The sequence below is a fragment of the Paracoccus sp. (in: a-proteobacteria) genome (assembly GCF_039808215.1).
Taxonomy (GTDB): domain Bacteria; phylum Pseudomonadota; class Alphaproteobacteria; order Rhodobacterales; family Rhodobacteraceae; genus Paracoccus.
The window spans coordinates 15,843-29,908 of the sequence record NZ_JBDHSP010000005.1; the positions used below are offsets into that span (position 1 = coordinate 15,843).

Here is a 14,066-nt window from a genome sequence, read left to right on the forward strand (position 1 = left end):
TTCGGCAGAACATGATCGACGTCGAAGACCTGATCGCGCTGATCCGCAACTACAACCCGCGCACCAATGCCGAACTGATCCGCGACGCCTATGACTATGGGCGTCGCATGCACGAGGGCCAGTTCCGCCACTCGGGCGAGCCCTATTTCACCCATCCCGTCGCCGTCGCCGCCATCCTGACCGAGATGCGGCTGGACGACGCCACCATCGTCACCGCGCTGCTGCACGACACGATCGAGGACACGCGCTCGACCTGGGGCGAGGTCTCGCAGATCTTCGGGCGCGAGATTGCGGAACTGGTCGATGGCGTCACCAAGCTGACCAACCTGCAACTGTCGGGCGCGCATTCCAAGCAGGCCGAGAATTTCCGCAAGCTGTTCATGGCCATGTCCCGCGACCTGCGCGTGATCCTGGTCAAGCTGGCCGACCGGTTGCACAACATGCGCACCATCCGCTCGATGCGGCCGGAAAAGCAGGTGCAGAAGGCACGCGAGACCATGGACATCTTTGCGCCCCTTGCCGGGCGCATGGGCATGCAATGGATGCGCGAGGAACTTGAGGATCTGGCTTTCAAGGTCATCAACCCCGAGGCGCGCAATTCGATCATCCGCCGTTTCGTCAACCTGCAGCGCGAATCGGGCGACGTGATCCCCAAGATCACCGCCGACATCCGCGCCGAACTGGAACGCGAGGGCATCGAGGCCGATGTCTATGGCCGCGCCAAGCGCCCGTTCAGCATCTGGCGCAAGATGCAGGAAAAGCAGCTGTCCTTTTCGCGCCTGTCAGACATCTACGGCTTTCGCATCATCACCCGCAGCGAGGCGGATTGCTATCGCACCCTGGGGGTGATCCATCACCGCTGGCGCGCGGTGCCGGGGCGGTTCAAGGATTACATCAGCCAGCCCAAGGCCAACGGCTATCGTTCGATCCACACCACCGTCTCGGGGCGCGACGGCAAGCGCGTCGAGGTGCAGATCCGCACCCGGCAGATGCATGAGGTGGCCGAGGCGGGCGTGGCCGCGCATTGGGCCTATCGCGACGGCGTGCGCACGGAAAACCCCTTTGCCGTCGATCCCGGCGAATGGATCGCGAGCCTGACCGAGCGTTTCGGCGAGGAGGACCACGACGAGTTCCTCGAGCATGTCAAGCTCGAGATGTATTCCGACCAGGTCTTCTGCTTTTCGCCCAAGGGCGACGTGATCCCGCTGCCGAAAGGGGCGACGCCCTTGGATTTCGCCTATGCCATCCACACCCGGCTGGGCAATTCCTGTGTCGGCGCCAAGGTGGACGGCATCCGCGTGCCCCTGTGGACGCGGCTGAAGAACGGGCAGTCGGTGGACATCATCGCCGCATCGGGGCAGCGGCCGCAGGCCACATGGCTCGACATCGTGGTGACCGGCCGTGCCAAGGCGGCGATCCGGCGCAGCCTGCGGCAAGAGGATCGCACGCGCTTCATCCGGCTGGGATCGGAGCTGGTGCGCGTGGCCTTTGAACATGTCGGCCGCAAGGTCAGCGACAAGGCGCTGCGCACGGCGGCGCGCACCATGGCGCTGCCCGACACGGACGAATTGCTGGCGCGCATCGGCAGCGCCGAGATTTCGGCCCATGAGGTGCTGGGCGTGCTCTATCCCGACCTGGCCGCCAGGCGCAGCGAGATCGACGCGAAAAGCGGCGTTGCGGGCCTCGAGGCCGATCAGGAATTCACCCGCGCCCCCTGCTGCACCCCCCTGCCGGGCGAGCGCATCGTCGGCATCACCTATCGCGGCAAGGGCGTGGTCATCCATGCCATCGACTGCCCGGTGCTGGCCGAGTTCGAGAGCAGCCCCGAGCGCTGGGTCGATCTGCACTGGCGCGAAGGCCAGCATCCGCCCGCCTACTCCACCACGCTCTCGCTGACCATTCGCCATGATGCCGGGGTTCTGGGCCGCATCTGCACGCTGATCGGCCAGCAGGGAGCGAATATCTCGGATCTGGAATTCATGGACCGCAAGCCGGATTTCTACCGCCTGCGGGTCGAGGTCGAGCTGCGCGACAGCGAGCATCTGCACACGCTGATCACGGCCCTGGACGCCGAAAGCGACGTGGCGCAGGTGTCGCGCATCCGCGATCCGCTGGCGCACGTAAGCTGAGGCGCGCGCGATGTTCAAGCGACGCAAGCCGATGAGCTATGCCCAGATGTGGACCGAGATGTTCTATCCGCGCTCGGGCTGGCGGCGGGCGACAAAATACGTCATGCATCGGTTGCGCCGGCTGCCCGACCAGCCGCATCGCGTGGCGCGGGGCTGGGCCTGCGGCATCTTCATTTCCTTCACCCCGCTCTTCGGCTTTCACTTCATGGGCGCGGCGGCGCTGGCCTGGCTGATCCGCGGCAATATCCTTGCGGCGCTGCTGGGCACATTCGTCGGCAACCCGCTGACCACGCCCTTCATCGCCCTGACCTCGGTGGGCCTCGGGCGGCGCATGCTGGGGGTCGAGGGCAAGTTCACCCCGCATCTGATCTATCAGGAGTTCTCGCGCGCGGGGGGCGAGCTGTGGAACAACCTGCTGGCGCCGCTCAGCGCCGAGCGCGAGGCGCATTGGGAACAGCTCTGGCAGTTCAACGAGCAGATATTCCTGCCCTATCTGGTCGGCGGCATCATCCCGGGGCTGATCGTGGCGGTCTCGGCGCATTACCTGACCGTGCCGCTGATCCGCGCCTATCACCGGCGCCGCGAACGGCAGATGGCCGAACGCATCGCCCGCGCCCGGGCGCGGCGCAAGACCGATCTGGCCGGCAAGCGCTAGCGCCCCAGCCGGTCGCGCAGCGAATACCAGCCCATGCCGGCGACCAGCAGCGGCCAGCGCAGCATGGCGCCGCCCGGAAACGGGCGCGAGGGCAGGACGGCCATGGTGTCGAAGCCCGCCGCCTGGCCCTGCACCGCCTGCGCCATCAGCTTGCCCGAGAGCGTCGCCAGCGCCACGCCATGGCCTGAGAATCCGCTGGCCGACAGGCAGTTCGGCGCGGGCCGCGCGAAACAGGGCATGCGGTTCATGGTGATGGCCAGCGTGCCGCCCCAGGCGTGCGTCAGCGCCACATCGGCAAGGCCGGGATAGATCTGCAGCAGCGGCTTTCTGACCTTGGCGGCGATGTCGGCGGGAAAGCGGTAGCTGACATTCTCGCCGCCGCCGAAGATCAGCCGCCCCTCGGGGTCGAGCCGCCAGTAGTTCACCACGAATTTCGTGTCATGCACGCCGATGTTGCGGGTCAGCACCCCTGCGGCGCGCGCCCCCAGCGGCTCGGTCGCGACGATGAAATTGTTGATCGGCATGACGCGCGCCGCAACATGGCCGTCCAGATTGCCCAGATAGCCATTGCCGGCCAGGATGACGTGATCGCAAAGCACCCGGCCCTTGCCGGTCTGCACCGCCGTCTGCTCGCCGGCGCGGCGCGCGTGGCGGATGTGGTGGACATGGCTCAGTTCGCGGATGTCCGCGCCGGCGGCCGCAGCCAGCCGCGCCATGCCCAGCGCCAGGTTCAGCGGCTGCAGATGCCCGGCGCCGTGGTCCAGTTCCCCGGCGACATAGGCCTCCGAGGGCACCAGGGCGCGAAAGGCGTCGCGGTCCAGGGCCTCGATGCGGTCGTAGCCATATTCGCGCGCCAGCCGTTCGCCCATTGCGCGGGCGTGGTCAAGTTCCGCCGGCTTGCGAAAGGCATGGGCGATGCCGTCCGCGACCGGCACACCGGCGCGGGCGGCGAGGGCGCGGGTCAGGGCCTTGGCCTCTTCGGCCATGTCCCACAGGCGGCGGGCGGCCTCGCGTCCGGCCATGCGTTCGAGCTCGTCCACCTCGAGCCGCTGGCCCGAGCCAAGCTGGCCGCCATTGCGCCCCGAGGCGCCAAAGCCCACGCGATGCGCCTCGAGCACGATGACCGACAGCCCGGCCTCGGCCAGATGCAGCGCGGCGGAAAGGCCGGTATAGCCCGCGCCGACGATCGCGACATCGGCGCGCGCCTCGCCGCGCAGTTCGGGAAAGGCGGGCAGGGGATCGCGGGCCGCGGCATAGAGGCTGGGGGGATATTCCCCCGGCCGGTCGTTCGAAAACAGCAGATTCATACGTTCAAGAGCAGATGTTCACGTTCCCAGGGGCTGATGACCTGCAGGAACTCCTTGTATTCGTTGCGTTTGACCGCCTGATAGACGGCAAAGAACTCGGCGCCCAGCACCTCGCGCATGGGCTCGCTCTCGTCCATCAGGTCGAGCGCGTCGCCAAGGTTGTAGGGCAATTCATCCTCGGCCATGTTATAGGCGTCGCCCATGCATTCCGGGCGCGGCTTTTCGCCCTCGATCAGGCCCAGATAGCCGCAGGCGAGGCTGGCGGCGAGGCCGAGATAGGGGTTGCAGTCCATGCCCGCCAGCCGGTTTTCCACCCGCCGCGCCTCGGGACCCGAGATGGGAACCCGCAGCCCGGTGGTGCGGTTGTCGCGCCCCCATTCCAGATTGATCGGCGCCGCGAAATCAGGGACATAGCGGCGATAGCTGTTGACATAGGGCGCCAGCAGCGCCACCGCCGCCGGCAGGTGCCTCTGCATGCCGGCGATGAAATGCATGAAGGCCGGAGTCTCGTGGCCCCGGGCGTCGGAGAAGATGTTGCGGCCGTCCTCGATGCCCACCACGGAATGGTGGATGTGCATGGCGCTGCCCGGCTCGCCCTCGATCGGCTTGGCCATGAAGGTGGCGAAACAGTCCTGACGCAGCGCCGCCTCGCGGATCAGGCGCTTGAAGTAAAAGATCTGGTCGGCCAGATGCACCGGGTCGCCATGGGCGAGATTGATCTCGACCTGGCCGGCGCCACCCTCCTGCAGGATGCCGTCGATTTCAAAGCCCTGCGCCTCGGCGAAATCGTAGATGTCGTCGATCACCTTGCCGTATTCGTCCACCGCCGACAGCGAATAGGCCTGTTTCGCCGCCGCGCGCCGCCCCGAGCGGCCCATCGGCGGCTCGATCGGCTGGTTCGGGTCGATATTGCGCGCGACCAGAAAGAATTCCATCTCGGGCGCGACGATCGGGCGCCAGCCCTTTTGCCGGTAAAGCTCGACCACATGTTTCAGCACATTGCGCGGCGCGACCGGGACCGGCCTGCCGGATTGGTCGGTGACATCGTGGATCACCTGCAGCGTCACATCCGCATTCCATGGCGCCGCGGTCGCGGTCGAGAAATCCGGCGTCAGGATCATGTCCGGCTCGGTGAATGCCCCCGAGGGGTTGTCGGCCCATTCGCCGGTGATCGTCTGCAGGAAGATGGAATTCGGCAGGAAGAACTGTTCCTGATGCGCGAATTTCGACGCCGGCATGGCCTTGCCGCGCGCCACGCCGGCGATGTCGCCGACGATGCATTCCACCTCGTCCAGGCGGCGGCCGGCGACATAGTCGCGGGCGGCCTGCGGGGCGTCTTCGATCCAGTGCGGTTTCATGCGACCCCCTGCCTTTGCCCGGCGGCCGCGCGCGGCGCCTTGAAGAATGCCTCGATGCGGTCGGCGATGCCCGAGGACTGCCGCTGGCCGCCCATGCGGGCGCGTGCGCCCGCAAGCAGCGGCTCGGGCACCTTGCCCTTGGCGCGGTGGCCGATCAGCCCGGCCACGAAGGCGTCGCCGAATTCGGGATGCGCCTGCACGGTGAAGGCGCGGTCGTCATAGACCAGCGCGGCGTTCTCGCAAAATGCGTTGCTGGCGACGACGCGGGCGCCCGCGGGGGGGCGCACTACCTGGTCCTGGTGCCAGGCGTTCAGCGTCATATTCTCGCCCTCGAAATCATAGTCCTGGGCGCCCACTGCCCAGCCCTCGGGATATTTGACCACCTCGCCGCCCAGCGCCTGGGCGATGATCTGGTGGCCAAAGCAGATGCCGACCATCGGCACATGCGCGGCGTAGGCGGCGCGGATGAAATCCTCGAGCGGCGGGATGAAGGCGAGATCCTCATAGACCCCGTGGCGCGAGCCGGTCAGAAGCCAGCCTTCGGCGTCGTGCACGCCGGTGGGGAACTGCATTTCCTCGACGTGATAGCTGGTGAATTCGAAGCCCCGCCCGGCAAGGAGCTGTTCGAACATGGTGTCATAATCGCCCAGATCGCCGCGAAGAACTTCGGGCGACTGGCCGCATTTGAGTATGCCGATACGCATGAATGGCCTGTTGATTGTCCAGTTGCAAAACTAGTGGGGCGCGGCCGATCCGGCAAGGGGGGCGGCCCGCGGCCTCTGGCCGGGGCGGCGGCGCAGGGCTATGCTGCGCCTGGCACAGCAGATGAAAGGACCTCTCATGCCCGGACTTCGCCCCGACGTCGACCCCGAGGGCCTGCAGGAATTCTCGGTCGTCTTCACGGATCGCTCGCTCAACCACATGTCGCAGAAGTTCCAGGCCGCCATGCGCGAGATTCTGGCCACGCTCTGCGAGGTCTATCACGCCGAGGCGGCGGCGCTGGTGCCCGGCGGTGGCACCTGCGCCATGGAGGCCGTGGCGCGCCAGTTCGGCCGCGACGCCCATGCGCTGATCGTCAGGAACGGTTTTTTCAGCTTTCGCTGGAGCCAGATCTTCGACGCCGGCGGTTTCACGCGCGAGACCACGGTGATGCTGGCGCGCCAGACCGGCAACGACGCCCGCGCCCCCTTTGCCCCGGCGGCCATCGACGAGGTGGTGGCGAAGATCCGCGAGACGCGTCCCGAGGCGGTGTTCGCCCCGCATGTGGAAACCGCATCCGGCATGATCCTGCCCGACGATTACATCACCGCCCTGGCCTCGGCGGCGCATGAGGTCGGCGCGATCATGGTGCTTGACTGCATCGCCTCGGGTGCGGTCTGGGTGGACATGCGGGCCACGGGGGTCGATGTGCTGATCTCGGCGCCGCAAAAGGGCTGGTCGGCCTCGCCCTCGGCGGGGATGGTGATGTTCTCGGCCCGCGGGCTGGAACGGCTCGAGGCGACGAGCAGCAACAGCTTCGCGCTGGACCTGAAGAAATGGCGCGCCATCGCCAAGGCCTATGAGGACGGCGGTCATGCCTATCACGCCACCCTGCCCACGGATGCGCTGATGGGCCTGCACGCCGCCATGGCCGAGACCCGCGCCATGGGCTTTGAGGCGGCGCGCGCGGCGCAATGGGCGCTGGGCAATGCCGTGCGCGCGGATCTGGCGCGGCGCGGGCTGCGCTCGGTCGCGGCCGAGGGCTTTGCCGCGCCGGGCGTCGTCGTCTGCCACACACCGGACCCCGAGGTACAAAGCGGCCGCAAGTTCCTCGCCGAGGGGGTGCAGATTGCCGCCGGCGTGCCCCTGCAGGTCGGCGAGGGCGAGGCGTTTCGCAGCTTTCGCATCGGGCTTTTCGGCCTCGACAAGCTGAAGGATGTCGAGGGCACGCTGGCGCGGCTGCAGCCGGTCTTTGACAAGGTGCTGTAGCGGCGGGGCGGCTGCGGCATCGGGTCGCGTGCCGGCGGCGGGCGGGAACGGAATCGCCCGCCGCGCCGTTGCCCTGAGGTGAACCACCCGATCGCGCGAAAGGACAAGCCATGGCGAAACCCGAGACCACCGCCGACGAGATCAGGGCCCGCGCCCAGGGGCTGGCCGAAGATCTGAGCCGGCACGCCCGCCACGCCGCCGACGAGGCGGCCGAGGCGCTGGAGGGCGCGCGCGAACGCGGCCGCGACTATGCCGAGCGCGCCCGCAGCGAGGCCGAGCGGATCTATCACCGCGGCGAGCGGCGCCTGGACGATGCCGCGCGCCATGCCGGCGAATATTACGACGACCTTTCCGCTTTGGTGCGCCGCCATCCGGCGCAGGCGCTGGGCGTCGCCGCCGGGCTCGGCTTTCTGCTGGGCCTGGCCATGTCGCGCCGCTGAGCCATGCTGGATTATGCCCGCAATCTGCAACTGGCGCTGAACGACCGGCTGCGCCGCGGCGGGCTGGTCGCCGGCGCGGCGCTGGCGCTGCTCATGGGCGCCGGTTTCCTGCTGGCGGCGCTGTGGGTCTGGCTGGCGCATCACCTGGGCTGGGGGGCGCTGGGCGCCTCGCTGGCGATCGGTGCGGCATTTCTGCTGGGCGGTCTGCTGCTGCTAGCGCTGGCGCGGCACTCGCGCCATGCCATGCCCGCCAGCCAGGAACTGAAGGACGAGCTTTCTGCCCGGCTGCAGACCGCCGCCAAAGCCGCGGTCGGCAAGGCCGCGGATGCGACGCTGCGCCGTGCCGCGCAGGCGGGCCGCGGCGGGCCGCGCAAGGCCAGCGCCTTTGCCGAAGGTGCGGCGGGCGCTCGGCCCGAGTCGGTGCAATCGGCGGAAGAGGGGACGGACCCGGTGGGCGGGCGGGTCACGAAGCTCGCACCGCTGGTCGCGGCCCTGGCCATCGGCGTGACGCTGGCCGCGCGGCTGCGCGGCCGGGGCAGTTAGCGCCCGCCCGAAGGTGGCCTCCGGGCGGGCGGGGTGCCGGTCAGGTGCATGCTTCTCAGGCGTTGGCTTCGCGGATCTTGTTCGCCGCGTCCTTGTCATAGGTGACGCCGGCCTTGTCGAAAAGCTGGTCCAGCTCGCCCGAGAGCGTCATCTCGGTCACGATGTCGCAGCCGCCGACGAATTCGCCCTTGACGTAAAGCTGCGGGATCGTCGGCCAGTCCGAAAAATCCTTGATGCCCTGGCGCACGGCCTCGTCGGCCAGCACGTTCACGTCGCGATACTGCACGTTCATGTAGTTCAGGACGCCCGCGATGCGGCTTGAGAAGCCGCATTGCGGCATATCCCGGGTGCCCTTCATGAACAGGACGACATCATTGCCATCGATGGTTTCCTGGATCTGCTGGCGCGTGTCGGTCATTTCTGCTGTTTCCTTCCTGGGGCGCGGTCGCTGCCGCGCCGGTGGTTGCCTTCACTCGGGCGCTTTGGTGGTCAATGCAAGCGCGTGCAGCGCCCCGTTCGGCCCTGCCATCTTGCCCTGCAGCGCCGCATAGACGGCGCGTTGCTGCTGCACACGGTTCTGGCCCCGAAAGCTTTCGTCGATCACCTCGGCGGCATAGTGGTTTCCGTCTCCGGCAAGATCGGTGATGGTGATCTTGGCTTGGGGGAAGGCTGCGCGGATCAGCGCTTCTATGTCCTGGGCTTCCATCGCCATGGCGGGTCCTTTCCGTATTTCCCAAGATTTAGGAGAATCTTGCGCCGCCCGCAAGGTCGCCGGGCAGAGCGTCGACCGGGGTGTGTCATTCCCGGCATCCGAGCCATCGGGGTCATCCCATGCTGGCCAGGAAGCGCGCGAACAGTTCACGCTGTGACGAAATGCCGAGTTTCGCGTAGATATTGCGGCGATGGATGCGCACCGTGCCGGTGGCGATGCCCAGCGCCTGCCCGGTCGCCTCGGCGGAATAGCCCTTGAGGACATAGGCCACGATCTCGCGCTCGCGCGGCGTCAGGCGTTCCAGCGCCTCGCCGGCCGGTTCCGGGCGGTCGCTGTCGCAGGCGGCGAAATCCTGCGCCAGCCCGGCCCATTGCCGGCGCATCAGGGCGGTGACCAGCGGCGCCAGCGCGGCAAGGCGGCGGAACTCGGGCTGGCTGAACACCCTTTCCTCGCGCATCAGCGACAGCACCACATGGCAGTCCCCGGGCATCTGCGCGAAATAGCCGATCTCCTCGGCGATCTCGGTGCGCTGGTAATAGGTGCGGAAATATTCGCCCTGATAGAAACGGTCCGGCGCCAGCGTCTTCAGCCGGTAAAGCCCCGGCGGCACCGGGCGCAGCGCGCTGAGGCAGAACGGGTCCAGCAGATAGGGCCCCTCCTGATAGTCGCTGACAAAGACCCGCCGGCGCGAGGGCGGAAAGTCGTCATGGATGTCAAGCGGCCGCCGCTCGCCCATATAGCCGAAGACCACGGTGAAGGAATAGGGCGTCACCGATTGCAGCCAGGCGGTCAGCGCCGGGCAGAAGCCGGCACCGCCCAGGGCGTCCACCGCCTGGCCCAGCAGCACAATGCCCGGTTGACCCTGCCCGGCTGTCGTCATCCTGTTATCCTCTATGCCTTTTGCGATATATACAGCACACCGGGTATTTCCTAGCATTTTTCGGAGACAAGCAATAGATGGCACGATCCTGCATGGAAAACCCACCGATCGCCGAGCTTCGCAACGTCACCAAGCGCTTTGGCGCGGTGGTGGCGGCGCAGGGGCTGGACCTGGCGATCCTGCCGGGCGAGTTTCTGTCCTTTCTCGGGCCGTCGGGCTGCGGCAAGACCACGGCGCTGCGCATGATCGCGGGATTTGAACAACCCAGCGAGGGCGACGTGCTGATCGACGGGCGCGTGGTCAGCGGCGTGCCGGCGCATCAGCGCCCGGTGAACATGGTGTTTCAGCAATATGCGCTGTTTCCGCACATGGATGTGGCGCGCAACGTCGCCTACGGGCTGAACCAGCGCCGCCCGCGCCTGGCGCGGCCCGAGATCGAGACGCGGGTGGCGCGCGCGCTGCAGATGGTGCGCCTCGAGGGTTTTGCCCAGCGCCGCATCTGGGAAATGTCGGGTGGCCAGCAGCAGCGCGTCGCCCTGGCCCGCGCCATCGTCAACGAGCCCAAGATCCTGCTGCTGGACGAGCCGATGGCGGCGCTGGACAAGAAGCTGCGCGCGGACATGCAGATCGAGCTGAAGTCGCTGCAGCGCGAACTGGGCATCACCTTCCTGCTGGTCACCCACGACCAGGAGGAGGCGCTGTCGATGTCGGACCGGGTCTGCATCATGCACCGCGGCCGCATCGCCCAGATCGGCACGCCCGAGGAATTGTATGACCGGCCGCAAAGCCTTTACGTCGCCGATTTCATCGGCCGTTCGAATTTCATCGCCGCGCGGGCGCTGGGACACAGCGGCGGGCAGGTGCTGGCCGAGGGGCCGGGGGGCTTGCGCTTTCTGGCGCGCGCCGGCACCGGCGTGGCCGAGGGCACCGCGGTCACGCTGTCGCTGCGCCCCGAGGAGATCCGGGTGCTGCCGGACGGGCCGGACGGCGAGGGCCATGGGATGCGGGTCACGCACCGCATCTTTCTGGGCGAGCATGTCGAATACCACCTGCGCTCGGCGGCGATCGAGCATCTCGTCGCGGTGGTGCCGCGCGCGGCCGACATCGCCGAGGGCAATCCGGGGGCGGGCACCGCGGTCAGGGTGGCCTGGCGCGACGGCGCGGCGCTGGTGCTGACGGGCGCCTGAGGCGCGGGCATGAACAGGACATCAGGGAGGAAGAAGATGGCAGATCATCGCGACCATGTTCCGGCGAAGGAATTCCTCGACCGGCTTGAAAGCTATCGCAAGGGCTCGATCTCGCGCCGGCATTTCCTGGGGGTGACCGGGCTTGGCCTGGCCACATCGGTCATGGCCGGGGCCATGCCGGGCCTGGCGCGGCGCGCCCGCGCCCAGGGCAGCATCGGCGACAAGGTGGTGATCGCCACCTGGCCCAATTATCACGACCCCGCCAATCTCGAGGCCTTCCGCGCCGCCACCGGCTGCGCCGTGGACATGAACGTCTTCGGCTCGAACGAGGAGATGCTGGCCAAGCTGCAGGCCGGCGGCACCGGCTGGGACGTGGTGGTGGCCACGAACTATACCATCCCGACCTATTCCGGCGAGGGGATCATCGAGGAACTGGACCTGTCGCGGCTGCCGAATTTCGACGCGGCGACGCTGGATCCGCGCTTTGCCGCGCCCGGGGTGATCGACGGCAAGACCTTCGGCATCCCGCGCAATGTCGGCACCACCGGCTATTGCCTGAACACTGCCGATTACGAGGGCGAGCGCCCGACCACCTGGCGCGAATTCTGGGATCTGACGCGCGACCAGCTTTCGGGCCGGGTGATCGTGCATGACTACCAGCTGACCGCCATCGGCAATGCGCTGAAATATTTCGGCTATTCCTTCAACTCGATCGACCCGAAGGAACTGGCCGATGCCGAGCGGCTGCTGATCGAATCCAAGCCGCACCTGTTCGCGATCAACTCGGACTACCAGCCCTCGATGCGTTCGGGCGATGCCACCATGTCGATGTGCTGGACCGGGGACGCGACGCAGCTGCACCGCGACATGCCCGAGATCGTCTATATCCTTGGCCGCGAGGGCGGCGAGATCTGGTCGGATTTCTTCACCGTCCCGGCCAGCGCGCCGCATCGCGACGCGGCCTATGCGCTGATCGACTTCCTGCTCGAGCCGAAGATGGCGGCGAAGGAGGCGATGTATCACGGCTATGCCACCGGCGACAGCCGCGTGGACGCGCTGCTGCCGCCCGAGATGCGCGAAAGCGAGATCCTGTTCCCGGCCAAGGACCTGCTGGACGCGCTGGAATTCGGCGCCGCGGTGACGCTGACCAACCCCGAACGCGCCGAGATCCTCGCGCGGTTCAAGTCGGCATAGGGGGGCGGGGTGCGACCGTCGCTGCGCACGGTGCTGTTTCTGGCGCCGGCCACGGCATGGCTCTTGTGCATGCTGGTGCTGCCGCTGCTGGTGGTCGTCGTGGTCAGTTTTGGCGAAAGGGGGGCCGCGGGCGGCTATGTCCCGGCCTTCACGCTGGACAACTTCGCCAATCTCGGCGCGCGCTGGGCGCCGATCCGCAACACGATCCTGATGGCGCCGCTGGGCACGGTGCTGTGCATCCTGATCGCCTATCCGCTGGCCTATTTCCTGGCGATCAAGGCCGATCCGCGCTGGCGCACCCTGCTGCTGATCCTGGTGATCGTGCCGTTCTGGACCTCGATCCTGATCCGGTCCTATGCTTGGATCCAGATCCTGGGCGGCAACGGCCTGCCGCGGCTGATCGCGGAACTGGGCCTGCCCAAGCCGCGCATCATCAACACCCCTTTCGCGGTCATGGTGGGCATCGTCTATGGCTATCTGCCGCTGATGGTGTTCCCGATCTATGTCACGCTCGACAAGCTGGACCGGCGCCTGCTTGAGGCGGCGGCCGATCTGGGCAGCCCGCCCTGGCGCAGCTTTCTGCAGGTGACGCTGCCGCTGTCGATCGCCGGCGTCGCCACCGGCTCGATGCTGGTCTTCATCCTCTTGATGGGCGAGTTCCTGATCCCGCAGCTGCTGGGGGGCGGCAAGGTGTTCTTTGTCGGCAATGCGCTGGTGGACCTGTTCCTGCAGTCGCGCAACTGGCCCTTTGGCGCGGCGCTGGCGGCGACGCTGGTGCTGGTGATGCTGGTCACGGTCACGCTTTACCTGCGCGCCATCCGCAGGCTGGGCGGCGGCCGCGACGATGTCTCGCTGATGTAGGGGGGAATCATGCGGCTATATGTGTTCCTCGCCTATGTCTTTCTTTACTTCCCCATCGGGGTGATCGCGCTGTTTTCCTTCAACGCCGGGCGGCATGCGGCGCAGTTCAGCGGCTTTTCGCTGCAATGGTATGCCAAGGCGCTGGACAATCCCTTCGTCATCGGCGCCTTCAGGACCAGCCTGACCGTGGCGCTGACCTCGGCGGCGCTGGCCACGGTGTTCGGCACGCTGGCGGCGGTGGCGCTGCAGGGCGTGCGGGGCCGGCTGCGCACGCTTTATGACGCGCTGATCTACATGGCGGTGATGGTGCCGGGCATCGTCATCGGCATCTCGACGCTGATCGCGCTGGTCATGGTCTTTGACGCGCTGAACCCGATGCTGGCGGCGCTGTTCGGCCCCCGGGGTCCGCAGCTGGCACTGGGCAAGGGCACGCTGATCGCCGCGCACGGGCTGTTCACCATGTCGCTGGTGATCGTCATCGTGCGGGCGCGGCTGCAGGGCATGGACCGCGCCCTGCTCGAGGCGGCGGCCGATCTGGGTGCGCCGCCGATGCGCAGCTTTGTCCAGATCACCCTGCCGCAGATCGCGCCGGCGGTGATGGCGGGCTTTCTGCTGGCCTTCACCTTCAGCTTCGACGATTTCATCATCGCCTTCTTCGTCGCCGGTTCCGAGACCACGCTGCCGATCTATGTGTTCTCCTCGATCCGTCGCGGCGTGACCCCGGAAATCAACGTCATCGGCACGCTGGTGCTGGCGGCCTCGCTGCTGAGCCTGGTCACCGCGCAGGCGATCCTGCGCCGGCGCAGCCGCTGAAACCTCTCAAGGAGCCTTC

General features: G+C 67.4%; 15 protein-coding genes. 9 read left to right on the plus strand and 6 right to left on the minus strand.

Features of this window, described 5'->3' with window-relative positions; translation table 11 throughout:
- The first annotated feature begins 11 nt into the window (after positions 1-11).
- Together WMK75_RS03120 and WMK75_RS03125 are read left to right on the plus strand one after the other, a co-directional pair.
- The gene (locus WMK75_RS03120; RefSeq protein WP_347266195.1) at positions 12-2,129 is read left to right on the plus strand and encodes a bifunctional (p)ppGpp synthetase/guanosine-3',5'-bis(diphosphate) 3'-pyrophosphohydrolase; all 2,118 of its coding nucleotides are present in this window, start codon (positions 12-14) and stop codon (positions 2,127-2,129) included.
- A gap of 10 nt (positions 2,130-2,139) precedes the next feature.
- A complete protein-coding gene (locus WMK75_RS03125; protein ID WP_347266196.1) occupies positions 2,140-2,784 on the plus strand; it encodes a DUF2062 domain-containing protein in 645 nt (214 codons plus the stop codon).
- Here WMK75_RS03125 and WMK75_RS03130 read toward each other — a convergent pair.
- Genes WMK75_RS03130 through WMK75_RS03140 form a run of 3 tightly spaced genes read right to left on the minus strand, consistent with a single transcriptional unit; the run spans position 2,781 to position 6,153 of the window.
- Positions 2,781-4,091 carry an FAD-binding oxidoreductase gene (locus tag WMK75_RS03130; protein WP_347266197.1) on the minus strand — a complete coding sequence of 437 codons (1,311 nt, stop codon included), beginning with the start codon at positions 4,089-4,091 and terminating at the stop codon, positions 2,781-2,783. The two genes, WMK75_RS03125 and WMK75_RS03130, sit on opposite strands and share 4 nt — an antisense overlap.
- Positions 4,088-5,449: a glutamine synthetase family protein gene (locus tag WMK75_RS03135; protein ID WP_347266198.1), complete on the minus strand. Its 1,362-nt coding sequence runs from the start codon at positions 5,447-5,449 to the stop codon at positions 4,088-4,090. The genes WMK75_RS03130 and WMK75_RS03135 overlap by 4 nt, the downstream gene beginning before the upstream one ends.
- A complete protein-coding gene (locus WMK75_RS03140) occupies positions 5,446-6,153 on the minus strand; it encodes a type 1 glutamine amidotransferase (protein ID WP_347266199.1) in 708 nt (235 codons plus the stop codon). The genes WMK75_RS03135 and WMK75_RS03140 overlap by 4 nt, the downstream gene beginning before the upstream one ends.
- Before the next feature lie 136 nt (positions 6,154-6,289).
- On the opposite strand from WMK75_RS03140, the gene WMK75_RS03145 reads away from it, so the two are divergent.
- The 3 genes from WMK75_RS03145 (at position 6,290) to WMK75_RS03155 (ending at position 8,400) form a co-directional block, all read left to right on the plus strand.
- The gene (locus WMK75_RS03145; protein ID WP_347266200.1) at positions 6,290-7,417 is read left to right on the plus strand and encodes an aminotransferase class V-fold PLP-dependent enzyme; all 1,128 of its coding nucleotides are present in this window, start codon (positions 6,290-6,292) and stop codon (positions 7,415-7,417) included.
- A 110-nt stretch (positions 7,418-7,527) separates the two neighbouring features.
- Entirely contained in the window at positions 7,528-7,857 is a 330-nt protein-coding gene (locus tag WMK75_RS03150; protein WP_347266201.1) for a DUF883 domain-containing protein, read from the plus strand.
- 3 nt (positions 7,858-7,860) lie between these two features.
- A complete protein-coding gene (locus WMK75_RS03155; RefSeq protein WP_347266202.1) occupies positions 7,861-8,400 on the plus strand; it encodes a phage holin family protein in 540 nt (179 codons plus the stop codon).
- Between the two features lie 55 nt (positions 8,401-8,455).
- Here WMK75_RS03155 and grxD read toward each other — a convergent pair whose 3' ends face one another.
- The 3 genes from grxD to WMK75_RS03170 form a co-directional block, all read right to left on the minus strand.
- On the minus strand, positions 8,456-8,818 hold the full coding sequence (gene grxD, locus WMK75_RS03160) for a Grx4 family monothiol glutaredoxin (RefSeq protein ID WP_347266203.1): 363 nt from the start codon (positions 8,816-8,818) through the stop codon (positions 8,456-8,458).
- A 51-nt stretch (positions 8,819-8,869) separates the two neighbouring features.
- Positions 8,870-9,112: a BolA family transcriptional regulator gene (locus WMK75_RS03165; RefSeq protein WP_347266204.1), complete on the minus strand. Its 243-nt coding sequence runs from the start codon at positions 9,110-9,112 to the stop codon at positions 8,870-8,872.
- A gap of 112 nt (positions 9,113-9,224) precedes the next feature.
- Positions 9,225-9,992 carry a LuxR C-terminal-related transcriptional regulator gene (locus WMK75_RS03170; RefSeq protein ID WP_347266205.1) on the minus strand — a complete coding sequence of 256 codons (768 nt, stop codon included), beginning with the start codon at positions 9,990-9,992 and terminating at the stop codon, positions 9,225-9,227.
- A 92-nt stretch (positions 9,993-10,084) separates the two neighbouring features.
- Here WMK75_RS03170 and WMK75_RS03175 point away from each other — a divergent pair, with 92 nt between their 5' ends.
- The 4 genes from WMK75_RS03175 to WMK75_RS03190 are packed head-to-tail and all read left to right on the plus strand — an operon-like array spanning position 10,085 to position 14,047.
- Positions 10,085-11,179, plus strand: a complete 1,095-nt coding sequence (locus WMK75_RS03175; RefSeq protein WP_347266206.1) for an ABC transporter ATP-binding protein — start codon at positions 10,085-10,087, stop codon at positions 11,177-11,179.
- Positions 11,180-11,215: 36 nt separating this feature from the next.
- A complete protein-coding gene (locus tag WMK75_RS03180) occupies positions 11,216-12,373 on the plus strand; it encodes a spermidine/putrescine ABC transporter substrate-binding protein (RefSeq protein ID WP_347266207.1) in 1,158 nt (385 codons plus the stop codon).
- 9 nt (positions 12,374-12,382) lie between these two features.
- Positions 12,383-13,234, plus strand: coding sequence for an ABC transporter permease (locus WMK75_RS03185; protein WP_347266208.1), 852 nt, complete (start codon positions 12,383-12,385; stop codon positions 13,232-13,234).
- A 9-nt stretch (positions 13,235-13,243) separates the two neighbouring features.
- On the plus strand, positions 13,244-14,047 hold the full coding sequence (locus WMK75_RS03190) for an ABC transporter permease (protein WP_347266209.1): 804 nt from the start codon (positions 13,244-13,246) through the stop codon (positions 14,045-14,047).
- The last annotated feature ends 19 nt before the right edge of the window (positions 14,048-14,066 follow it).